Source organism: Bacillus sp. BML-BC051 (genome assembly GCF_019656175.1).
Lineage (GTDB): Bacteria > Bacillota > Bacilli > Bacillales > Bacillaceae_G > Bacillus_A > Bacillus_A mobilis.
In genome coordinates this window covers 1-21364 of the sequence record NZ_BPLI01000092.1, presented here as the reverse complement: position 1 = coordinate 21364, position 21364 = coordinate 1, and the positions used below count along the sequence as shown (strand labels likewise).

Genomic DNA, 21364 nt, shown 5'->3' with positions numbered 1-21364 from the left:
GTGTAAATCTCATTAACTTGTTGAAATTTGCAGCGTAGGAAGGGTTAGAAGGATGAGAAAAATTATTAGCGCGTTCGTTATTTTCTTTATGATGGGAAGTATCTTTGCTGGGGGAGCTGTTCATGCGAAGTCAGAAGGGAAGCATGAATGGAATACGAATAAATTTTTAAATATTGCACATCGCGGAGCAAGTGGACATGCACCTGAGCATACTTTTGCTTCTTATGATCTAGTGAAAAAAATGAAAGCGGATTATTTGGAGTTAGATATTCAGTTAACTAAGGATGGCCAGTTGATTGCAATGCATGATACAGCAGTTGACCGCACTACAAATGGTACAGGTGAAGTACGAGATAAAACATTAAGTGAAATAAAGAGTTTAGATGCAGGGTCTTGGTTCAATAAAGCTTATCCAGAAAAGGCTAAGAGAGAGTATGTTGGGCAAAAAGTTCCGACTCTTGAAGAAATCTTCCAAAAGTACGGAAGAAGCATGAAGTATTACATTGAAACAAAATCACCAGATGTGTATCCAGGAATGGAAGAGAAGTTGTTAGCGCTGTTAAATAAATATAATTTAGTAGGTCAAAACATGTCTTCTAGCCGTGTTATGATTCAATCATTTAGTAAAGATAGTTTAACAAAGATTCATAGTATGAATAAAAATATTCCGTTAGTTCAACTGCTTTGGTATTATCCAAATGAAAACAATGAGATTATTGAGTGGTCTGATATTACACATGAACCGAAAAGTGTAACGAATGATGATTTTCAAGAAATTAAAAAGTATGCAGTTGGTATTGGGCCAAACTTACGTAATGATAACGGAGAACTAATTATCGATGAGTCATATATGAAAATGGCTAGGAAAAATGGGCTGTTAATTCACCCGTATACAATTAATGAGAAACCAGATATGAGATTGTTAATTAAATGGGGGGCTACAGGCATGTTTACAAATTATCCTGATCGATTACATAGTGTGTTAAAAGAAAAATAAATAGGAGAAAAGGTATACCGACGTTTTGGTATACCTTTTTCTATTATGCTAGATTATAGTAGTAGGATACATATTCTTCTAAACCTTCAACCTCTTTTTCAGGTGGCTCAATACCTCCTTTTCTACCGTAGCAAATATTTCTCAAGTATTCTCCGAAAATCATAGAGCGACTCTTCTCATTTTCCATCCAATTATATCTATTAATGATAAACTCACCATCGAAACTTGTATCAAATGTATATGGGATACAAGTAATAGTATTAGGTAGTTGTTTTTTCAATACTCTATATTGCCGACCGGCTCCTAAACTTTTGCAAACAAATAGTAGCCGATTAATTTTTGTGAAATCAAAAATCTTTTTCGCTTCAATTACATTAGCGATAGAATGGAGGGAGTTTGTCTCGAATAGGATAGCGTCTTTTGGTATGCCGTGTTCAATTAATTTATGTACAATTACTTCTGCTTCTGACAAATCCCCGTAATTCCAGCTCGGATGTTTCATGCCATGCAAACTAGTACCGCCTGTAACTATAATTTTGTTTCCTAAACCTTGTCGATAAGCTTCTAGAGGAGCTTGCCAATTGCCAGGATGAGAACCGCTGAAAACGAAAATAACATCACATTTTTGTGGTGTTATTTCTTTTAGAAAAGTGATTTCTGTAATTTGATCGATTTGTTTTTTCGTAAGAGTAGGGACATCAGGATATTTAGGGATTACCATTTGAAAACCTCCAATAAAGTAAAATAATAAATTTATTATATAGCGATTTTGTTAGGTGAAAAAAGGGAAGTTTTTCATTTGAAGGTACCCCTTTTAAGTTAATTCTCTAACAAACCAAATTTCTTTTTCATAGCATTCACCTTCATCATAAATGATTTCTTGAAAGTGCAATGTTTGAAAGGGAGGGCAAATTGAAATTCCCCCATGTCTCCCAAAAATCAGACTCCTTTGAAAGAGGAATCCATTTTTGAAATTCACTATTTCTATTAAAGAAATTATGAAAGTACCCCTCATTTTTAAATATAATAATCTGCGAATCCCACAAACTTTCTATAGAGATTAAAACAACAACTCGATATGTATGTGTATCGATCGGTTTTATTTTTATTAAATGGTTTGTCTGATTTAATAAGGTTTGTATACATAATCGTTTTACTTTTCTAGGTGTTTTACACGAATTGATAAAAGCTTGGGAAACTGGTAATGGCATATACCAATATTCATCGTAATAGAAAGCAGAAGGGAACGTTTTTGTATGTTCTTCAATTCGCTGTATCATAGTCCTTGTTTTACGCTTCATACCACGTACTTTCTTTTCATGCATTGTGAATCATCTCCATAAATTTTTGTAATGCAGCTGAGTGATATAGATCTTTTCGAGTAATAAAAGTAGTAGGAACTTTTTTGAATTTATTTGGTAAAGGATTGAATGAAAAGTTATGTGTATGATCATTTAAAATAGATTTCATCATAATTGCTACGCCCATATTTGATTTTACACAGGCGAGTATTGCTTCAATTGTTCCGAACTCTAATATTCGTTTAGGCGAGATGTCTTCTTCTTGAAGCCAGTCTTCTAATAAAATTCTATAATAGCAACCTTGACTAAAAGCGAGTAAATTCATATCTCTTATGTCTTTAATAGAGGAAAAAGGTTTTTTACTAATGAGAACTAATTCTTCTTCACGAAATATATTTGTATGAAGTTCAGTATGCTGAGTAGATCCTGCTATAAATGCCCCGTCTAGTTTTCGTTCTAGCACTAGCCTAATTAGTTGTTCGGTCGTATTTGTTTCTAAAATCAATTCGACTTCTGGGTATTTCTCATAATAGGCCGTTAATATAGATGGCAGCCTTACTGCGGTTGTAGATTCTGTACACCCGATTTTCAAAGTGCCTTTAGGATCAGTTCCATTACTTTGAACCGCTTTTATAGATTGATCCATTAAGTGGATAATTTGTTTGGCGTATGTTAATAAAATCTCACCGTTAGAAGTTAAAGTTATACCTTTTCCATTACGATAAAATAAAGGTACACCTAATTCATTTTCTAGTTGTTTCATACGCATTGTTACGCCTGATTGTACATAGTTCAAATTTTTCGCTGCGTGAGAAATATTACTTTCCTTTGCAACTTCGTAAAATACAGTTAAATCTTTTATGTCCATGCATCATCCCTCCGAAAAGGTATCAATTTTTTTGATGGATTATATGATGAATCTTTATTTTATATGATATCAGAACTTTCATACAATGGAAGAGGGGAGGGATAATTGTGTTAATCGAAGAGAGGATGAATAGTACTTATAAGTGGGTTATGTTAATTTTTGCGACGATTGCTCAAACAACCGCGACGCTTATAACATATGGTGTCGGAGCTTTCGCTTTATTTTGGGAAGAAGAATATGCGCTTACGAATATGGAGAGTGGATTGTTAGTAAGCGTTGTAAATATTGGACCGCTATTTTGTATGCTTTTTGTCGGTCGGTTACTGGATCAATATAATGAAAAATTATTAATTTCTATCAGTTCATTTTTGCTCGGAGGTTCGTTTTTACTAACTAATATAGTAAATGGATTTAATGGTCTGTTATTTGTACTTTTATTAGTAGGAGTGTTTTATAGTGTGTCCCAGCCAGGAGGAAGTAAAGTGATTTTAAAATGGTTCCCAAAAGAAAATCGTGGATTAGCAATGGGAATAAGGCAAGCTGGTATCCCGATTGGTGGCGCATTAGCGGGAGTGCTAATCCCGTTTCTTACGATACAATATAATGTGATTTACGCGATAAATAGTATGGCATGCATTTGTATGATTGGAGGAATATTATTTTTTATGTTTTATAAAGAGCCATATGTTCAAGAAGATGCAAGGAAAGAAAATATTAAAATTTCTTTTTGGACGGAGCTAAAAGTAGTGATATGTAAAAAAGAGTTGTATCCAATATATATAACGGGTATTTGCATGATTTCATTGCAAATGGTGTTAGTTGGGCACTTCATGAAATTTTTAGTAAGGGAACAATCTATTACATCTATTGTAGCTGGAACAGTATTTTCAGTGATGTTCTTTTCTGGAATGATTGGCCGTGTTGTATTAGCAGCTAGTAGTGATTTGTTTTATAAGGGGAATCGGTATAGGCCTTTATTTATAGCTGTTTGTGCTTCTATCGGTTTGATTCTATTGTTAGTAATGGGCATACATACAGTAACGAGTGGAGTATTGTTTGGTGTAAGTGCATTGTTAGGCTTTTTTTCAATTGGATGGTTTAGTCTTTTTATCGTCGAAGTTGCTGAATTGGCAAGTGAAGAATCTGTGGGAATAACAGTTAGTTTGGCACTTACATTCAATCAAATTGCGATTATTGTTACACCTGTTTTATTTGGTTATATTGTCGATGAGAAAGGATATACGTATGCGTGGTTGTGTATAGTGATATTATTAAGTATCTCGGCAGTGAGTTTATATCGTAAAAACAAAAAATAAAAGAAAGTTAGCGATGTAAATTTTTTATGAAGAAAGTCTAAAGAAATGCCGAATGAGCGACATTTCTTTTTTTATATGTTGTATAATCAAAATATAAATGAGATTCGTTTTCAATAACGTTCATTGCCTCTTTTGAAATTGCCTGTAACTTTAGCCATAATGAGTTGTTTTTCTGTATCGTTATGTGCATGATTTATTTTGTTTAAAAATTTGTCAGCATCATTTCCTTTTAATATCATAATTCACTTTCCGTAATATTCAATTAAAACTATGTTGTTTTTTGTTACCCTGTAATGAAACATCATATCATCTAAACGATTGCGTCTATCAGTATTTTTCATGTTTACAACTCCGTTCTTTATGATATGTAACAAATGTTACATAAGGTGTTGAAATTATAGTAGGGTGTATACGATTGTAAGGTGGAAATTTTGCAAGAAAGAAATACAATAAAGAGTAGCCAAAAACTGAATATGAGAAAAAGGAATCTAGTTGACTTAGGTGAATAACAGATAGATAATATTATAAAATATTTGAAAATTAAAAGATATAGAATAGAATGGATGCATGTTAAGTGAAACTAGATAAAAGAGGGTTCCAATTATGTTAAAGAAATGGTTAATTGTTTTCTTTATTTTTGCTATTTTTTGTGGGAGTGTCGTTGCACTAATACATGCAAATAAAGGTAAGAAATATGATATAAAGGCATTTTCTAATTTAAATAGTAAGAAAAAGGGCGATATGCAGGAAGTCGATGCAAATGAGAAAAAGCGCTATGAAGTTGCAGCTGGAAAACTAGATCAATATTTAAAAGATAAAGGATTTAATGGAAGTGTTCTTGTAGCTAGTAAAGACCATGTGATTTTACGAAAAGGTTATGGGTATGCGAATGTGAAAGATAAAGTAGTAACAACACCAAGAACGAAATATCGCATTGGTTCTATTACGAAAACAGTCGTTGCAATATCTATTATGCAGCTAAAAGAAAAAGGGAAATTAAATATTGAAGACAATGTAAATAAGTATATTCCATCATTTCCGGCAGATAAAAACATTACGTTACGAAATTTGTTAACACATACGTCTGGGTTGCCAGATCAGGGACAAGGTAGGGTTGATGCGGCGTCACGATTAAAGTTAGTAACGTGGATTGGTGCACAAAAATTGCAATTTCCTGCAGGGACTGGGTGGAAATATACAGATTATAATTATATGGTGCTTGCGTATATTGTAGAAAAGATATCGAATAAACCGCTCGCTGAATATGTGAAAGAAAATATTTTTACTCCTGTTGAAATGCATGAATCTGGAATGGGTGCAACTCTCCCTGAAGATATTTTTTTAGCAGAAGGTTATACGAGAAAAGATAATGAGTTAATAGCTGCACCCCGCTTAAAAATGAACTGGTTGTATGGGTGCGGTGAAATGTATACGACTGTTGAAGATATGAAAAGATTAGATGAGGCTATTATGGATGGAAAACTGCTATCTAAACAAAGTGTATCAGATATGTTTACTGCATCATCTGTAAGAAAATATGGATTTAGTTTCTATACTAATCCAGATTATTATCATAATCATGGTGTATTAGCTGGTTGGAATACATTTAATAATTTTAATCGGGATAAACGAACGTTTGTCATATTATTCTCTAACGTACAAAATGGTATGAATGATACGTTTAATCAGGAGTTTAGGAAAATGGCGAATGATTTAATAGAAGGAAAGGGAGCATAAAAGAGAAAGAGCCTCTAGCGAGAGGCTCTTCTTTTTTATAGAGTTGAAAACTCTTCAACAAGTGAGCTGAAACGATTTAGTGCACTTTCAATCGGTTCTGGCGTAGTTAAATCAACACCAGCTTTTTTCAATAGGTTTAATGGATAGTCAGAACTTCCGCCTTTAAGGAATTCAATATAATGTTTTTGAGCATTTGGATCACCGCTTAATAACTTATCGGCAATTTGGATTGCAGAAGCGAATCCAGTTGCATACTTGTACACGTAAAATGGACGATAGAAATGCGGTATTCTAGCCCATCCGTATTTTACCTCTTCGTCAAATACGAGAGAGTCGCCATTATACTCTCTAAACAAGTTTTCATAAACTTCGCTAAAGACTTGGGCATTTAATGGTTTACCTTGCTCAGCCATTGTATGTGTGATTTTTTCAAACTCAGCGAACATGATTTGTGTAAAGAAAGTGCCTTTAAATTTATCGATGAAATGGTTTACTAAATGATTACGTACAGCAGCATCTTTTGCTTCTTTTAATAAATGATGAATTAATAGCACTTCATTTACTGTAGAAGCGACTTCTGCGACAAAAATAGTATAGTGTGCAGAAATTCTTGGTTGGTATCCGTGTGAGTAGTGCGTATGCATACCGTGTCCACATTCATGAGTAAGAGTGAAAAGGCTATTTAAATCATCGTGATGATTTAAAAGAATGAAAGGATGAACGCCGTATACACCAAAGTTATAAGCGCCGGAACGTTTTCCTGGCGTTTCTCTCACGTCGATATAGCGTTTATCTTTAAAGCTTTTTAATGTCTCAATATATTCTCCACCTAATGGAGCTAGTGATTCGATCATCATGTCAAATGCTTTGTCATATGGAATGTCTTGTTTTACACCCGCTACTAAATCAACGCCCAAGTCGTATTGACGTAGTTCATCTACATTTAATTTTTCTTTTCGAAGTTCATTATAGGTATGTAGTGATTGAATATTTTTTTTTGTCGTCTCAATTAAATTTTCGTATACTTCTTTCGGAACCATGTCGCCAAATAATGACTTTTCTAAAGCTGATGGATAGTTTCTTAGCTTTGAAACAGTAACATTATTTTTAATAGCAGCAGATAAAGTAGAAGCGATAGAATTCTTTAATTGAACGTATGGTTTGTAATAAGCTTTATAGGCTTCTTTACGTTTCTCGCGATTTTCATCTTCTATTAACTTTGCATACATTCCGCGTGTTAGAGTGACTTTTTCTCCTTCATCAGTAGTCACTTCACCAAATAGTATATCTGCATTATTTAACATGCCGTATGTATGCTGAGGAGAGGAAAGTGCTTCGCCCAATTGTGATAAAATCTCTTCTTGGTCCTTATTCAAGACGTGTTTTTTATAACGGTACAATTCAAATAAGTCTTCTTTATAATATTGTAAACCTTCTGCTTCTTCTATGTAAGAATGTAATGTGTTTTCATCTACGCTAAGTAAGAATGGGGAAAAGAAAGATTTAGCCGCACTTACTTTCACATGTAATTGTGATACTTTATCGACAAGAGATTGAGCGTCAGTATCGCGCGTATCAAGGTCAGATTGTAATCGTGCATAAGCGAACATTAAAGATATTATGCTAGAAATTTCTTCACTCTTTGTTAAATAAGCTAATAAACTATTGCCATCATGAATGTTTCCGTTAAACTCGTGTAATTCTTTCGTTAATACTTCAATTTTATGAAAATCGCTTTCCCAATCTTCAATTGTATGATAAATATCCGTTAAATCCCATTTCTCTTTATCATCTACTTGTAGTCGATCTTTAAGTTCAGTCATAATCATTTCCTTTCTAAATATGTAGTTATATTCCTATATAACTATGAAATACAACAAATTGCAAAAAATCCCTGCTGGAAAATGAAAAGCCTTGCTAAAATGGCAAGGCTTAAAAAATTATAATGTAATTCCGAATTTTGAATGTAAAAGATTTTTATATTGTACATCTGTAACGTTTTCTTTCGTTTTTTTACCGTTTTTCGCTATTGTCAGACTATCCTTTGTTAAAGATGCATGCCCATCTTCAGTTAGTTTTACAATAAGAGGTACTTTGTTAAATGGTGAGCTCCCATGTTCAACGATAATTTTTTGTGCTGCATTTGCTTTTTCCTCATTCACTTCTTCTATATAAAATGCATAGCCTAACGTCCAATCATCAGCAGAAGATTGATCCAAAAACTCATTGTTTTTACGCATCTCTAAAATATAGTTTCCCTTTTCGGTCATTTCTTTACGAATACGATAATCTCCTGTGACGGAGTGAGTGACTTCACCTGAAAAAGGAACAGGTGCAAGAGGTAAGTATGATCCGAATCCTACTTCAATTAAATAAAGTTCATTATGGTGTGTTAAAACGGTTGCGATATGACCAGAATCAACAGCCCATATAGAATTTGCAGCATTGTACACTGTTCCTGAAACGAGATGAACATCAAATCCAGCGTCTTTAAGGAAGTAATACATAGTAGGATTGAGTTCATAACAAAGACCACCACGGTTGTTTACTAAAATTTTTTCTTTTAAATTTTCTTTTGATATTTCTGTAAAGTTGTTTTCGAGAATGTTTAAGTTTTCAAAAGGGACGGTTTGTGCCATCGCGTACATAATGTTAGGTAAATCTTCAAATGAAACTTTGTGTATTTCTTCTATATGTAATCTTGTAAAAAATTGTTTTTGAAAGTCCGTCATAGAATCCCTCCGTTATGCTTTTATAGGTAAATTGTAAACAATCTTGAATAAGATGTGAAATGAAAACTACGGTGCAGTATTTGGTGAATATGTGAAGTTAGACTAAAAAATAATGTGAGAGAGTGAGAGATTGCTACTTTACTAATTATAGAACGAATATTATAATAATTTCGATAAACTATGCAAACGTTTTCTTGGAAGGGGATGTTGTAAATATGTTAAAAAAAATAACAGTAGTCGGCTTATCGGTTGTTTTGTTTTTACCTAGTATACATGGGGGAAGTAAAGTGTATGCAGATACAGTTAACAATGGAACGTTAATGCAATATTTTGAGTGGTATGCTCCGAATGATGGGAATCATTGGAATCGCTTGCATTCGGATGCTGGAAATTTAGCTCAGAAAGGAATTACATCTGTTTGGATACCGCCTGCATATAAAGGAACTACGCAAAATGACGTAGGATATGGAGCATATGATTTATATGACTTAGGGGAATTCAATCAAAAAGAAACGGTACGAACAAAATATGGGACGAAAGCACAATTAAAATCTGCAATCGAAGCTTTACATAAGCAAAACATCGATGTATACGGTGATGTAGTTATGAATCATAAAGGTGGAGCAGATTATACTGAAAATGTAACGGCTGTTGAGGTAGACCGTAACAATCGAAATATTGAAGTATCAGGTGATTATGAAATTAATGCATGGACGGGGTTTAACTTTCCAGGGCGCGGAGATACTTATTCTAATTTCAAATGGAAATGGTATCATTTTGACGGAACGGATTGGGATGAAGGAAGGAAATTAAATCGAATTTATAAATTTAGGGGGATAGGTAAAGCATGGGACTGGGAAGTGTCTAGCGAGAATGGAAATTATGATTATTTGATGTATGCAGATCTTGATTTTGATCATCCAGATGTTGCGAATGAGATGAAAAATTGGGGGACGTGGTATGCGAATGAATTAAATTTAGATGGCTTTCGTTTAGATGCTGTTAAACATATTGATCATGAATATTTACGTGATTGGGTAAATCATGTCAGACAGCAAACAGGGAAAGAAATGTTTACGGTGGCTGAATATTGGCAAAATGATATTCAAACTTTAAATAATTATTTAGCGAAAGTCAATTATAATCAATCTGTATTTGATGCACCACTGCATTACAATTTTCATTATGCTTCAAAAGGAAATGGGAATTATGATATGAGAACTATTTTAAATGGAACAGTCATGCAAAATCACCCTGCACTTGCAGTTACTCTCGTTGAGAATCATGATTCTCAGCCTGGACAGTCATTGGAATCTGTAGTAAGTCCGTGGTTTAAACCGTTGGCATATGCATTTATTTTAACTCGTGCAGAGGGTTATCCTTCAGTTTTCTATGGTGATTACTATGGGACAAACGGAAATAGTAGTTATGAAATTCCAGCGTTAAAAGATAAAATTGATCCAATTTTGACGGCACGAAAAAACTTTGCATATGGTACGCAGCGTGATTATTTAGACCATCCAGATGTAATTGGATGGACAAGAGAAGGTGATGGTGTACATGCGGATTCCGGTCTAGCAACATTAATCTCAGATGGACCAGGAGGATCAAAGTGGATGGAAGTTGGAAAGAATAACGCAGGGGAAGTATGGTACGATATGACGGGTAATCAAACAAATACTGTAACAATTAATAAGGACGGATGGGGGCAGTTCCATGTAAGTGGAGGATCAGTTTCCATATATGTTCAGCAGTGAGTTGGTGATAGAAAAGAAGAGGAAGACTGAAATATAAGTCTTCCTCTTCTTTTTATATTGTTATCATTCCTAAATCTTTTTTTCATAAATGAACTAGTCGACTTTTAAAACAACGAGAGATGCGTTGGAATAAATAATGTCACCCGTGGCTTCTCTTATTCGTACTCGAAGAACATCTTCTTAGTTTAAAAGTAATAGATTAGTTCTGGCGGATGTAACTCTTACCCCAGAACCACCACCAACTCGTGTAATTCTTTCGTTAATACTTCAATTTTATGAAAATCGCTTTCCTAATCTTCAATTGTATGGTAAATATCCGTTAAATCCCATTTCTTTTTATCATCTAATTGTAGTCAATCTTTAAGTCCAGTCATAATCATTTCCTTTCTAAATATGTAGCTATATTCCTATATAACTATGAAATACAACAAATTACAAAAAATCCCTGATAGAAATTAAAAAGCCTCGCCTGAAATAGCAAGGCTTTAAAAATTATAATGTACTACCGAACGTTAAATATAAAAGATTTATATATTGTTTTTCGTAATAATAAAAATTGTACTGTGGGTGCTATGGAACTAATTAGTATGTTTTTAACGTGATTTAAATAGATAGTATATTTGCTTTACGGTAAAATGAATATGGTGTAAAATTACACTATAAGTGTAAAATGATAATAAATAGGTGTTTTTGCACTGTTAGTTATTAAAAGAAGTTCTTTATATAAATCGTAATTTAAAATCGATAAGGACATTTCTGTATAGGCAGTAGTAGCAAAAGGAGAGGCAATATGAAAAGAACAATAATGAAATATAGCATAATGTTTAGTTTATTATTATTAACATCATGTGATATATCGGATGAAGAAATTGAACAAAAAGCACAAAGTTATACAAAATCGGAGCATGGTATTTCTGTAAAACTAGATCGAATTGAAATACCTAGTCAAGGTAAGGATTTTTTAGGACCAGATACACGAATCGCTTATGTACAGCAAGTAGCTGAACCATATCTGCAATTTCAAATATACTTCGATGGACGAACCTCTCCAAAGGTAGAGAATGATAATTATAAAATAAAAAAAGGAGCGAACGATTTACGAGAAAGGTTCAATACATATTATGAAGAAAAAAGGAATAATACTATACTTACTTTCGATCGAATGCAGACAGGAGATATTATTTTCGGCAAGGATGAAGAGAAAAAAATATCGAAGAAGCATCCGAAGCATTATGTTACGGCGGTTTTCAGAAGTAATACTGTTTTAGATGTAAACAATTCTGCACATATGGAAACATTAGCGGAGCTTGCAAGAAGTATTCAGGAATTTAATAAAACGATTGAAGATAGTAAGAGTAGTGTGGATGATATAACGATTCAGTTGCCAAATGCTAATAAGGATGTATTACTACATATTGCGGTAGATTATATAGTAACGGCTGAAGATGCGAAAAAGACCCTTGAGAAAAAGGTAGATTATATGAAAGTTTTACAATCTGCAAGGGAATAGCCTAACACCTTTACTTCTCACAAAACATATAGTATGATGATTTCAGTAAATTAGATTTCAATGACTATAATATAAATTAATGAGAGGTGCTTTTTTGTGAGTGCGGTAGGTACTAAATAGGAAAAATTTAATGAAATAAATCGGATAAGACCAGGGGATTTTTATGTATAGCATACCCCTAATTTTGTCATGGATTTATTTCGATACCTATGAAGATACCTACAATACTTTATAAAGCGTGTAATAGGAGGATTGCCATCCGTTTTTTATGGCTTATTTCCTCATATGTTATTACACATGCCTTGTAAATGTAAAAGCTGCGGTATCCCCGCAGCTTTTTTGTATATATTTTTAATGTATAAAAATGGTAATTGAATCATGTAGGGCTCATTGGAATCTAATGAGTAGGTATCTTCATTTATGATAAAAATCAATCATAGTGAGGAGAAACATAATGAATACGATGACTTTTGAAAAGTTACAATATAACGAATTAAAGGAAATAGTGAAATCTTATTGTGTAAGTGGATTAGGTAAGGAATTATTAAATAAATTAGAGCCGAGTACGAGTATAAGAGTAGTGAGGAATCGCTTGAATGAAACGACAGAAGCACGAGCTATAGTAGATGCAGAAGGGCATGTTCCTTTCTTCGGTATTTCAAATATTGCAAGTACAATTCAAAAATTAGAAAAAGGGATGATTTTAGATCCTGAAGAGTTAGTAAGTGTTGCAGACTTTTTACGTGGATGTAGAAAGATTAAAAAGTTTATGCTAGATAAAGAATTTTTTGCGCCGGTATTAGCTTCTTATGCAAATTCAATGACTGAATATAAAAGTATTGAAGAGGAAATTAACTTTTCCATTAAAGGCAACAGTATTGATGCAGCTGCTAGTAAAGAGTTAAAACGAATTCGCAATAATATTGATTCGATAGATGGAAAAATAAAAGAGCGTTTAACGAAGTTTTTAAATAGTAGTGCAAATAAGAAGTATATTCAAGAATTCTTTATTAGTAAGAAGGATGATAGGTATACGATTCCAATTAAATCTTCTTATAAAAATCAAGTTGCGGGAAGTATAGTTGAAGCGTCCGCTAAAGGTTCTACTGTATTTATAGAACCGCATACGGTTACAAAGTTAAATGCGGAACTCGCAAGTTTGAAAGCTGAAGAAGCGATGGAAGAGTATCAAATTTTAGCGACTTTATCAGGTATGGTGGTAGAAAATATTTATCATATAAAAATTAATATGGAATTAATTAGTCAATATGATATGGTATTTGCGAAAGCGAAGTTTAGTAAATCAATCGATGGAATAGAGCCGAAATTAAATGATCATGGCTACATTCATTTAGTAAATTGTAAGCATCCGCTTTTAAGTGGGAAAGCAGTACCGTTACACTTTGAAATCGGTCAAAACTACCGTAGTTTAATTATTACCGGACCAAATGCAGGCGGGAAAACAATTGTATTAAAAACAATCGGATTGTTGACTTTAGCGACAATGTCAGGCTTGCATATTGCTGGAGATAAAGAAACAGAAATTGCTATTTTCGAAAATGTATTTGTAGATATTGGTGATAATCAAAGTATCGAAAACGCACTAAGCACATTTTCATCTCATATGAAAAATCTATCTGAGATTATGAGGATGTCAAATAATAATACGTTGCTATTATTTGATGAAATAGGAAGCGGGACTGAACCGAATGAAGGAGCAGCACTTGCAATTTCTATTTTAGAGGAGTTTTATCTTGCAGGATGTATTACAGTTGCGAGTACGCATTATGGTGAAATTAAACGATTCTCAGAAATGCATGATGATTTTATGAATGCAGCGATGCAATTTAATAGTGAGACACTAGAACCACTTTATAAATTAGTAATCGGTAAATCAGGTGAAAGTAATGCGCTTTGGATTGCGAATAAAATGAACGTAAGAGAGCGTGTACTACAAAGAGCGAAAGAGTATATGGGAAATAAAGAGTACGCTCTAGAAAAAGTGAATGAAAGTAAAATTAGAAAACCGAAATTCGTGCAAGAAAAAAGGGGAAACCATTATGAGTACAAAATCGGCGATCGTGTAAATTTATTAGATTATGATGATTTTGGTATCCTTTATAAGGAAATAGATAATTTCTATAACGTCGTTGTATATTATAACGATGAATTCGTTGAAGTAAACGTAAAACGTATTACTTTAGAGGTAGCGGCGAAGGAGTTATATCCAGAGGGATACGATGTAAATACACTATTTGTCGATTATAAAGAAAGAAAAATGCAACATGATATAGAGCGCGGATCGAAAAAAGCGCTTCGCAAAATCCAAAAAGAAATAAGAAAGAATAGAGGATAATATGGAATGGTAACGATTAGACAAGAACAACAAAATGATTATAAAAAAACAGAAGAAGTTGTACAACAAGCGTTTTTACATGAAGAATTTAGTGATAAAACAGAACATGAACTTGTAAAACGTATTAGAGAATGTGACGCATTTGTTCCGGAGTTATCAATTGTTGCAGTAGATGAGGAAATCGTTGGTCACATTATGTTATCGAAAATTACGATAGAGAAAGGTGCAACTTCTGTAGAATCGTTAGCACTTGCACCAGTATCAGTTGCTAGGGGCCATCAGAAAAAAGGAATTGGCGGCAAACTGATTGGGGCTGCGTTAGAAAAAGCGATAGAACTTGGATACGGATCAGTTGTAGTATTAGGACATCCAGAGTATTATCCGAAATTTGGTTTTAAGAAAGCGAGTGAGTGGAATATAAAAGCACCATTTGAAGTGCCAGATGAAGTGTTTATGGTGATTGAGTTAAGTGAGAACGCTCTGCAAGGTGTAGAAGGAATTGTACAATATTCGAGTGCTTTTGCTGAGTAGGAGTATCAGTTAAGAAATGTAATCATAAAAGATGCTATCTTTTTGTAGAGATATACAGAAAGATAGCTTTTTTTATTAAGAAAATTCACTTACGTATATTTTGCTCAATGAATAATTAAGATGGTAAAATTGATATAGAAATGTAAAGGGAGAGAAGAGAATGAAGAATCGAGAAACAGATAGCAATGAGAATGTAGTTACGTTATATGTTACAAGACACGGAAAAACAATATTAAATACGAATCATCGCGCGCAAGGTTGGGCAGACTCTCCATTAGTAGAAAAAGGTGTGGAAGTTGCCTCTAATTTAGGAACAGGATTAAAAGATGTTCCTTTTGCGAATGCGTATAGTAGTGATAGCGGCCGAGCGATTGAAACTGCTAATTTAGTATTAAAATATAGTGAGCAAACAAAGTTGAAACTTAAGAAAAGAAAAAATTTACGAGAATTAAATTTTGGTATTTTTGAAGGTGAAAAACTTGAAAATATGTGGGATGTGGTTGGAAAAGCTGCAGGTGTTGCATCACCAGAAGAACTTATGAAGTTTTCGATTCAAGAAGTGATTAATCTGATTAGAGCAGCAGACCCTACGAAACAGGCGGAAGATTGGGAATTATTTTCTACTCGTATAAAAGCAGAGATTGATAAGATTAGTGAAGAAGCTGCTGCAAATGGTGGCGGTAACGTTTTAGTTGTCGTTCATGGGCTTTTGATTACTACCTTAATCGAAATGTTAGACAGTAGTAAAACAAAACTTGGAGTAGAAAATGCTAGTGTGACGAAGATTGTATATCGAGATGGAACATACACAGTCGAGTCTGTTGGAGATATGAGTTATGTTGCAAAAGGGAAAGAAAGTGTGGAAATATAAAAATAAGAAAAGGAAGGTAGAGAAATCTAGCTTCCTTTTCTTATTGGAACGATTATGGGATTAATAAAATCTTCCCTGTGCTTTTTCTGCTCTCTAATAATTTATGTGCAAGAGCACCATCTTGTAAGGGGAATGTAGTAGGGCTCGCAATGTTTAATTTGCCAGTAGCGATCCAATCAAATAATTGAGTAGATCGCTTTTTACGTTCTTCATACGTAGTAAGCACGTTCCAAAGGTCTCCGCCAGTTAAAGTTTTCGAAGTATCCATAAGCATACGTGGATCAACGGGCGCAGGATTACCACCGGCCATTCCGTAAAATACGACAGTACCACCAGTTTTAGTAGCGTTAAAACTTTCCTCTAATGTAGAACCTACTGATTCATATACAACATTTACTCCATCGCCATTTGTTATTTCAACTACTTTCGTAGGCCATGCATCCGTATATAAAAATACGTGGTCAGCACCAGCTAATGTGGCTATCAGTGCTTTTTCTTTTGATGACGTTAGACCGATTACTTTTCCGCCTAGTAGTTTAATTATTTGAATAAGAAGTTGCCCAACCCCACCAGCTGCAGCGTGTATTAAAGTTATATCACCTTGTTTTATTTGATAGCTATCTTTCGTTAAATAATGTGCTGTTAATCCTTGTAATAAGACAGAAGCGGCTGTTTCAAAAGAGATAGAATCTGGAAGCTTAATTACTTTCTCAGAGGGAACAGCAACTAGCTCTGCATTTGCAAATGGAACATCAGCAAATGCAATACGATCTCCAGGATTAATATTCGTAACGTCAGCTCCTACTTTTTCAACAATACCAGCTCCTTCATAGCCTAATATATAAGGCGGGTTACCAGCGAGATGATAATCACCGCGGCGTCTATAAATATCAGCGAAATTTAAACCGATTGCTTTCGTGCGGACAAGAATTTCATTTGGATTTATGATTGGATCATGAATTTCTTTATATTGTAGTACATCTGGACTTCCAAACTGTTCAAAACAAAGTGCTTTCATATGGAATACCTCCATTTTATTGTTTGTCGATGCTCTTTATCATACAATACAAATATCAATAGACAAAGAGGATTATTTCGATGAAATCAATCGGAAATATCGATTGAAAAGAGGAACGATAAATGGAGATAAAACAATTAATTACATTTAAAGTAGCGGCGGATACTTTGAATTTTACACAAACTGCGAAGAAATTAAACTTTGCTCAGTCGAGCGTAACGGCGCAAATTAAAACGTTAGAAGCTGAGCTAGGTACGCCGTTATTTGAAAGATTAGGAAAACGTCTTTTTTTAACTGAAGCAGGCAGAAAGTTTCAATTATATGCCGACAAGATGATTGCACTTAGTAATGAAGCGAAAATGGCTGTAAAAGATGATAAGGAAATAGCAGGTACGTTAATAATCGGTGCGCAAGAGAGTCAATGTACATATAGGCTGCCATCTATATTAAAGAGGTTTAAAGCGCAATTTCCTCAAATAAAGCTTATATTTAAACCAGCACATTCCAATAAAGATGCGAAGGAACAATTGATGGAGGGAAAAATCGATCTTGCCTTTATTTTGGACGAATGTAAAACAGAAGATGCTTTACATGTGGAGCCGCTTATGAAAGAAGAATTAAAAGTAGTAGCTGCTTCAGGGCATCATTTACTCGAGCAAACTTCCGTTTCTATAAAAGATTTAGAGAGGGAAACACTTTTGTTAACAGAACTTGGTTGCTCGTACCGAACTTTATTTGAAGAGCTATTTCGTACAGAAGATGTGTATCCAGCAAATAAAATTGAGTTCGTTAGTGTCGAGGCAATTAAACAATGTGTTATTGCAGATTTAGGAATAGCAGTTTTACCAGCAATAGTAGTAGAAAAAGATATACGAGAAGGGACGATAAAAGAGTTACATTTAGAAAATGTAATTTCACCGATTTATACACAAATTGCTTGGCATAAAGATAAGTGGATGACAGCTCCGTTACAACAATTTATTGATGTGACGAGGGAGTTTTTTACGACGGGTTGAGTGGAGAAATATTTGATTTATATAAAAGAAAAAATGACAATTTTGTATAAAGAACCGATGCTTGAGTGAAATAAGTATCGGTTCTTTTATGTTTTAAATAAGGATGCAATAAAATGTGTATTTCTCAACTTTTTTTCTTAGACGGATAAGTAAATTTCTTCGTATATTCCAATAACTATAAGGGAATTTACAACGTTTATTCGTTTCTGTAAGATGCCTCTAGGAAGCATGAAAGGAGGGCTTACATAGGGGATAGATTGTCTTTATGATACGTACTTATTTTGAAGGAGGAGATTTACAATGTTTAAAAAGTTAATGAAAGTATGTGTGTTAAGTGTAGTGAGTGTAGGTGTATTATTTAGTTTTCAAGGAAGTACATTTGCAGCTACTGATTTAAGTAGTTATTATGACGGGAAAAATCCAGCAACAACGAAAGTATACGGAGGTAGTACAACGTGTGATGCAGATGGATTTAATGCAAAGTCTACAGCTGTATATGAAGGGAGTAAAAAAGTAGGGACAGTGTATTTACGTTATAGTAATAAATGTCATGCAGCATGGTCTAAGCTTGTTTTAGATCAACCAGCACCTTCTGTTTCTGGGGGAATATATGCTTACGCCGTTATTAATAAATATAAAAACGGTGTATTCCAAAAATCAGTAGATTCTAATAGTGGGAATGGAGCAATAAAAACAGGTCAAACGAGCACTTATACAGGAATGGTATTTGATTTAACTGCTGATTTTGGTTATACAGCTGATGCCGAAGCGGTGACGATTAATAATGGTTACGGGAAAACTGGACGCTATTAAAAAGGAGCGGATTGCTATGAAACTTTAAAAAAAGCTAAGCGCATGTTTTTTCTATCTTTGCTCGTTTTAACTAGTATGTTTAGTATGACTGGTAATGATAAAGCATATGCAGAAGACCATTCATATGATGGGAAAAGTCCTTACTATAATAGTTGTGACCAATCCGCAGTAACGAAAGAAAAGAAGTGGATTGATTCCAATTCTTATGTGGAATTAAAATTTAGCACGACGTGTAAGACAGCATGGGCAAAAGTTACAGTAACTCGTGCAGCAGTATATAATAACGAAGCTGATGCAAGAATCGTAAGAAAAACAGATGGAAAGGCATATACTTGTGGGAGTACTGGAGGAAATGGTGTTTTGAATAAAGGGCAAACATCATGTTATACGCCAATGGTATATGATTTAGATCCAAGAAAGGCGCAAGCGCAGGGGAAACATGCCATTCCGAATAGTGATGCATATAATTATGCTGAGACTATTTGGTATTGATATAATACTTGAGTTAAGAGTTGTTATTTGATATGAAAATGAAAGAGCCTTACTACATTATATTGTGGTAAGGTTCTTTCAAGTTGTTAATAGTTTAAGAACAGTTATTTACAATGACATATCTTTATAATCACTTTCAAGTATCGCCATAATAATTTCATCAGAGAATGTATCGTTATAAAATAAAGATTGACGTAAGGTGCCTTCTTTTAAAAAACCAACCTTTTCATAAGCTTTAATTCCGCGTAAATTATGGCTAAATACTTCTAACTGTAACCGATTTAATGATAGTTGTTCAAAAACAAATTTTAAAACAATTGTAATAGCTTCAGTTCCATAGCCGTGTCCTGTTAATGCTATGGAAAGCATTGATATTCTGAATCCTGCTCTTTTGTTCTCCTCATCGATATCTAAAACCGACAACTCTCCAATCATTTCGTCAATGCTTTTTAAACAAATAGCGAAATCATAGCGACTTGAATCATTATTTATATGATCTATATGTGCTTTAATTTGCTCCAATGAAAAAGTAGACTTGGTTCCAGTCATATACCTTATTTCATCATCCGTTGTACTTTCTAATATAATAGGCGCATCTAGCTGACAAAGAGGTCTTAAATAAATCCTTTTACTCTCTAATCTCATTATTATTTTCTCCTTAAGATTGGTGATAGAGTATCTAAATATTTTTGATAAGAGTTGTATTGTTTGAAAAGTATGAGTCTTACTTTAATGTTACATGAATTTTATAATAGTATGGTATACCTAAAACAAATAATAAATGTTTTATACAAAACAAAATGTATCAATAAGTTTTTTAACAATCGAATTAACTAAGGTCTGTATCAGGAGGAGTGTACCCAAGGTGCCGAGCCATTGATACAATTTGTCCTTTATGATGAAACTCATGTGTCTCTGTATGAGTTAAAAGCCATAGCGGTGTTGTGCTCCAAGGTTCTTTTTGCCATTTTACTTCATTTGCTATATTTTCGAGCCAGCGGTCATTGTATTCATCTAAAAAACGTTGTACAGTCTCATCTACTAACTTAAATCTAGCACGGACTTTCTCTACATCTGCATGCTCAATTTCATAATCACTAGCAAATGAAAAATCTGCTCGCTTTTGCTTAAATGCAAATGATCCAAGCCAGTATCGATAGCAATCGGCTACATGAATATGCGTCTTTATAATGCTACCGCTCCCGAAATTTGGAACAGTGCTATGTAATTTTTCTAATGGGATTTCTTCCAAAAACGAAAATAGGGTTTCTCTTGTAGAGTTAATAAGATTATATTGTTGTTTTAAAATATGTAACATGAAATTAACACTCCTCTTTTATTTACTAAACTATTTGTGTAGTAAATAATTCTATATGTACGAGAGGTGAACCTTTTTATTATTTTTGCTAAGCATATTAGATGTATTTCTTCATTGTTTCTGATAGATTAAACAAGGTGAAACTTTAATAAATTGAACATTTTTAGTTCATAATAAATGGTAGATGAAGAAGGAGAACGATCAAATGAATAGATTAGTTGGTTTAAAACAATTTGAAATAACGCGCGGGGCATTACTTAAATTTATGGAAACGTTAGATGATAAAACTGTGGATACGCAGCCAGAAGGTTTTAACAATACAATTCGCTGGCATATCGGCCATGTGTTAACGGCAGCAGAAGTTTTCATGTTTGGAAAAGAATTTAAACAATTACCAACTGAATATCCAGGCATGTTTGGATATGGATCAAGACCATCTAAATGGAAAACAGAAGGACCATCGTTAGAAGTGTTAACGGCTCAATTAAAAGAACAAGCGAAACGTATTAACGAAATTCCAGCAAAAGCATTTGAAAATAAACTGCCAGAGCCATTTTTAGGATTGGAAACAGTAGGGGAGCTTTACGGTATGATGCTTTATCATGAAGCTGATCATATTGGGCAAATGAAGGCGATGGAGCGTATTATTAAGGCTCTTTAGTTGTAATTGCATGTAAAAAACGAAATTACACCTGTATTGTGAAATAATATAACGACAAAAAGGATAGATA

Annotated in this window: 19 protein-coding genes and 3 pseudogenes; 12 read left to right on the top strand and 10 right to left on the bottom strand. The window is 33.8% G+C overall.

All coding sequences use genetic code 11. The features are described 5' to 3' along the window. Positions 1-52 precede the first annotated feature (52 nt). Positions 53-997: a glycerophosphodiester phosphodiesterase gene (locus K5S59_RS27710; RefSeq protein ID WP_098237390.1), complete on the top strand. Its 945-nt coding sequence runs from the start codon at positions 53-55 to the stop codon at positions 995-997. Between the two features lie 43 nt (positions 998-1040). Here K5S59_RS27710 and K5S59_RS27705 read toward each other — a convergent pair whose 3' ends face one another. The 3 genes and pseudogenes from K5S59_RS27705 to K5S59_RS27695 form a co-directional block, all read right to left on the bottom strand. Next, entirely contained in the window at positions 1041-1718 is a 678-nt protein-coding gene (locus K5S59_RS27705) for a YdcF family protein (RefSeq protein WP_120450635.1), read from the bottom strand. 93 nt (positions 1719-1811) lie between these two features. Beyond that, a pseudogene (locus K5S59_RS27700) lies at positions 1812-2322 on the bottom strand (DUF3916 domain-containing protein). Beyond that, positions 2315-3166, bottom strand: coding sequence for a LysR family transcriptional regulator (locus K5S59_RS27695; protein ID WP_120450634.1), 852 nt, complete (start codon positions 3164-3166; stop codon positions 2315-2317). The pseudogene K5S59_RS27700 and the gene K5S59_RS27695 overlap by 8 nt, the downstream one beginning before the upstream one ends. 125 nt (positions 3167-3291) lie before the next feature. Between K5S59_RS27695 and K5S59_RS27690 the strand changes: the two genes are divergently transcribed. Beyond that, positions 3292-4482: an MFS transporter gene (locus K5S59_RS27690; protein WP_120451106.1), complete on the top strand. Its 1191-nt coding sequence runs from the start codon at positions 3292-3294 to the stop codon at positions 4480-4482. A 110-nt stretch (positions 4483-4592) separates the two neighbouring features. On the opposite strand, the pseudogene K5S59_RS30380 reads toward K5S59_RS27690, so the two are convergent. After that, positions 4593-4823, bottom strand: a pseudogene (locus K5S59_RS30380) (hypothetical protein). A gap of 262 nt (positions 4824-5085) precedes the next feature. Here K5S59_RS30380 and K5S59_RS27680 point away from each other — a divergent pair. Next, complete coding sequence (locus K5S59_RS27680) at positions 5086-6219, top strand: serine hydrolase domain-containing protein (protein ID WP_000915178.1); 1134 nt, start codon at positions 5086-5088, stop codon at positions 6217-6219. A gap of 35 nt (positions 6220-6254) precedes the next feature. Here the strand turns inward: K5S59_RS27680 and pepF are convergent, their stop codons facing one another. Both pepF and K5S59_RS27670 read right to left on the bottom strand, forming a co-directional pair. Then, complete coding sequence (pepF, locus tag K5S59_RS27675; RefSeq protein WP_098258081.1) at positions 6255-8042, bottom strand: oligoendopeptidase F; 1788 nt, start codon at positions 8040-8042, stop codon at positions 6255-6257. 117 nt (positions 8043-8159) lie between these two features. Beyond that, on the bottom strand, positions 8160-8951 hold the full coding sequence (locus tag K5S59_RS27670) for an arylamine N-acetyltransferase family protein (protein WP_098258080.1): 792 nt from the start codon (positions 8949-8951) through the stop codon (positions 8160-8162). 215 nt (positions 8952-9166) lie between these two features. Between K5S59_RS27670 and amyS the strand changes: the two genes are divergently transcribed. Then, positions 9167-10708: an alpha-amylase gene (amyS, locus tag K5S59_RS27665; protein ID WP_097994637.1), complete on the top strand. Its 1542-nt coding sequence runs from the start codon at positions 9167-9169 to the stop codon at positions 10706-10708. Between the two features lie 93 nt (positions 10709-10801). On the opposite strand, the pseudogene K5S59_RS27660 reads toward amyS, so the two are convergent. Continuing rightward, positions 10802-10957 (bottom strand): annotated as a pseudogene (locus tag K5S59_RS27660) (exosporium leader peptide); the annotation flags it as partial. A gap of 541 nt (positions 10958-11498) precedes the next feature. On the opposite strand from K5S59_RS27660, the gene K5S59_RS27655 reads away from it, so the two are divergent. The 4 genes from K5S59_RS27655 (at position 11499) to K5S59_RS27640 (ending at position 15976) form a co-directional block, all read left to right on the top strand. Further along, positions 11499-12218, top strand: coding sequence for a hypothetical protein (locus tag K5S59_RS27655; protein ID WP_000831438.1), 720 nt, complete (start codon positions 11499-11501; stop codon positions 12216-12218). Between the two features lie 454 nt (positions 12219-12672). After that, entirely contained in the window at positions 12673-14574 is a 1902-nt protein-coding gene (locus tag K5S59_RS27650; RefSeq protein ID WP_098258078.1) for an endonuclease MutS2, read from the top strand. Between the two features lie 6 nt (positions 14575-14580). Continuing rightward, positions 14581-15105, top strand: a complete 525-nt coding sequence (locus K5S59_RS27645; protein ID WP_000256489.1) for a GNAT family N-acetyltransferase — start codon at positions 14581-14583, stop codon at positions 15103-15105. Positions 15106-15265: 160 nt separating this feature from the next. Then, entirely contained in the window at positions 15266-15976 is a 711-nt protein-coding gene (locus K5S59_RS27640) for a histidine phosphatase family protein (RefSeq protein WP_098258076.1), read from the top strand. Between the two features lie 52 nt (positions 15977-16028). On the opposite strand, the gene K5S59_RS27635 is transcribed toward K5S59_RS27640, so the two are convergent. Next, positions 16029-16994: a quinone oxidoreductase family protein gene (locus K5S59_RS27635; protein ID WP_120450632.1), complete on the bottom strand. Its 966-nt coding sequence runs from the start codon at positions 16992-16994 to the stop codon at positions 16029-16031. Positions 16995-17116: 122 nt separating this feature from the next. Between K5S59_RS27635 and K5S59_RS27630 the strand changes: the two genes are divergently transcribed. The 3 genes from K5S59_RS27630 to K5S59_RS27620 all read left to right on the top strand — a co-directional run bounded on the left by K5S59_RS27630 (position 17117) and on the right by K5S59_RS27620 (position 19315). Continuing rightward, positions 17117-18010, top strand: coding sequence for a LysR family transcriptional regulator (locus tag K5S59_RS27630; RefSeq protein ID WP_120450630.1), 894 nt, complete (start codon positions 17117-17119; stop codon positions 18008-18010). 300 nt (positions 18011-18310) lie between these two features. Next, positions 18311-18823, top strand: a complete 513-nt coding sequence (locus tag K5S59_RS27625; protein WP_000473763.1) for a DUF2690 domain-containing protein — start codon at positions 18311-18313, stop codon at positions 18821-18823. A gap of 75 nt (positions 18824-18898) precedes the next feature. Continuing rightward, a complete protein-coding gene (locus K5S59_RS27620) occupies positions 18899-19315 on the top strand; it encodes a DUF2690 domain-containing protein (RefSeq protein WP_002072550.1) in 417 nt (138 codons plus the stop codon). 108 nt (positions 19316-19423) lie between these two features. On the opposite strand, the gene K5S59_RS27615 is transcribed toward K5S59_RS27620, so the two are convergent. Continuing rightward, on the bottom strand, positions 19424-19960 hold the full coding sequence (locus K5S59_RS27615; RefSeq protein ID WP_001235447.1) for a GNAT family N-acetyltransferase: 537 nt from the start codon (positions 19958-19960) through the stop codon (positions 19424-19426). Positions 19961-20144: 184 nt separating this feature from the next. Beyond that, entirely contained in the window at positions 20145-20633 is a 489-nt protein-coding gene (locus K5S59_RS27610) for a DinB family protein (RefSeq protein ID WP_000902389.1), read from the bottom strand. A gap of 184 nt (positions 20634-20817) precedes the next feature. On the opposite strand from K5S59_RS27610, the gene K5S59_RS27605 reads away from it, so the two are divergent. Continuing rightward, entirely contained in the window at positions 20818-21294 is a 477-nt protein-coding gene (locus tag K5S59_RS27605; protein ID WP_120450629.1) for a DinB family protein, read from the top strand. Positions 21295-21364: the final 70 nt, after the last annotated feature.

What these genes read in the sequence shown, in the direction of transcription:
- K5S59_RS27635 (WP_120450632.1), bottom strand. Translation starts at nt 16,994, where the DNA reads ATGAAAGCACTTTGTTTTGAACAGTTTGGAAGTCCAGATGTACTACAA.
- K5S59_RS27655 (WP_000831438.1), top strand. Translation starts at nt 11,499, where the DNA reads ATGAAAAGAACAATAATGAAATATAGCATAATGTTTAGTTTATTATTA.
- K5S59_RS27705 (WP_120450635.1), bottom strand. Translation starts at nt 1,718, where the DNA reads ATGGTAATCCCTAAATATCCTGATGTCCCTACTCTTACGAAAAAACAA.
- K5S59_RS27640 (WP_098258076.1), top strand. Translation starts at nt 15,266, where the DNA reads ATGAAGAATCGAGAAACAGATAGCAATGAGAATGTAGTTACGTTATAT.
- K5S59_RS27645 (WP_000256489.1), top strand. Translation starts at nt 14,581, where the DNA reads ATGGTAACGATTAGACAAGAACAACAAAATGATTATAAAAAAACAGAA.
- K5S59_RS27670 (WP_098258080.1), bottom strand. Translation starts at nt 8,951, where the DNA reads ATGACGGACTTTCAAAAACAATTTTTTACAAGATTACATATAGAAGAA.
- K5S59_RS27610 (WP_000902389.1), bottom strand. Translation starts at nt 20,633, where the DNA reads ATGTTACATATTTTAAAACAACAATATAATCTTATTAACTCTACAAGA.
- K5S59_RS27695 (WP_120450634.1), bottom strand. Translation starts at nt 3,166, where the DNA reads ATGGACATAAAAGATTTAACTGTATTTTACGAAGTTGCAAAGGAAAGT.
- K5S59_RS27620 (WP_002072550.1), top strand. Translation starts at nt 18,899, where the DNA reads ATGTTTAGTATGACTGGTAATGATAAAGCATATGCAGAAGACCATTCA.
- K5S59_RS27690 (WP_120451106.1), top strand. Translation starts at nt 3,292, where the DNA reads ATGAATAGTACTTATAAGTGGGTTATGTTAATTTTTGCGACGATTGCT.
- amyS (WP_097994637.1), top strand. Translation starts at nt 9,167, where the DNA reads ATGTTAAAAAAAATAACAGTAGTCGGCTTATCGGTTGTTTTGTTTTTA.
- K5S59_RS27680 (WP_000915178.1), top strand. Translation starts at nt 5,086, where the DNA reads ATGTTAAAGAAATGGTTAATTGTTTTCTTTATTTTTGCTATTTTTTGT.
- K5S59_RS27625 (WP_000473763.1), top strand. Translation starts at nt 18,311, where the DNA reads ATGTTTAAAAAGTTAATGAAAGTATGTGTGTTAAGTGTAGTGAGTGTA.
- K5S59_RS27710 (WP_098237390.1), top strand. Translation starts at nt 53, where the DNA reads ATGAGAAAAATTATTAGCGCGTTCGTTATTTTCTTTATGATGGGAAGT.
- pepF (WP_098258081.1), bottom strand. Translation starts at nt 8,042, where the DNA reads ATGACTGAACTTAAAGATCGACTACAAGTAGATGATAAAGAGAAATGG.
- K5S59_RS27630 (WP_120450630.1), top strand. Translation starts at nt 17,117, where the DNA reads ATGGAGATAAAACAATTAATTACATTTAAAGTAGCGGCGGATACTTTG.
- K5S59_RS27615 (WP_001235447.1), bottom strand. Translation starts at nt 19,960, where the DNA reads ATGAGATTAGAGAGTAAAAGGATTTATTTAAGACCTCTTTGTCAGCTA.
- K5S59_RS27605 (WP_120450629.1), top strand. Translation starts at nt 20,818, where the DNA reads ATGAAGAAGGAGAACGATCAAATGAATAGATTAGTTGGTTTAAAACAA.
- K5S59_RS27650 (WP_098258078.1), top strand. Translation starts at nt 12,673, where the DNA reads ATGAATACGATGACTTTTGAAAAGTTACAATATAACGAATTAAAGGAA.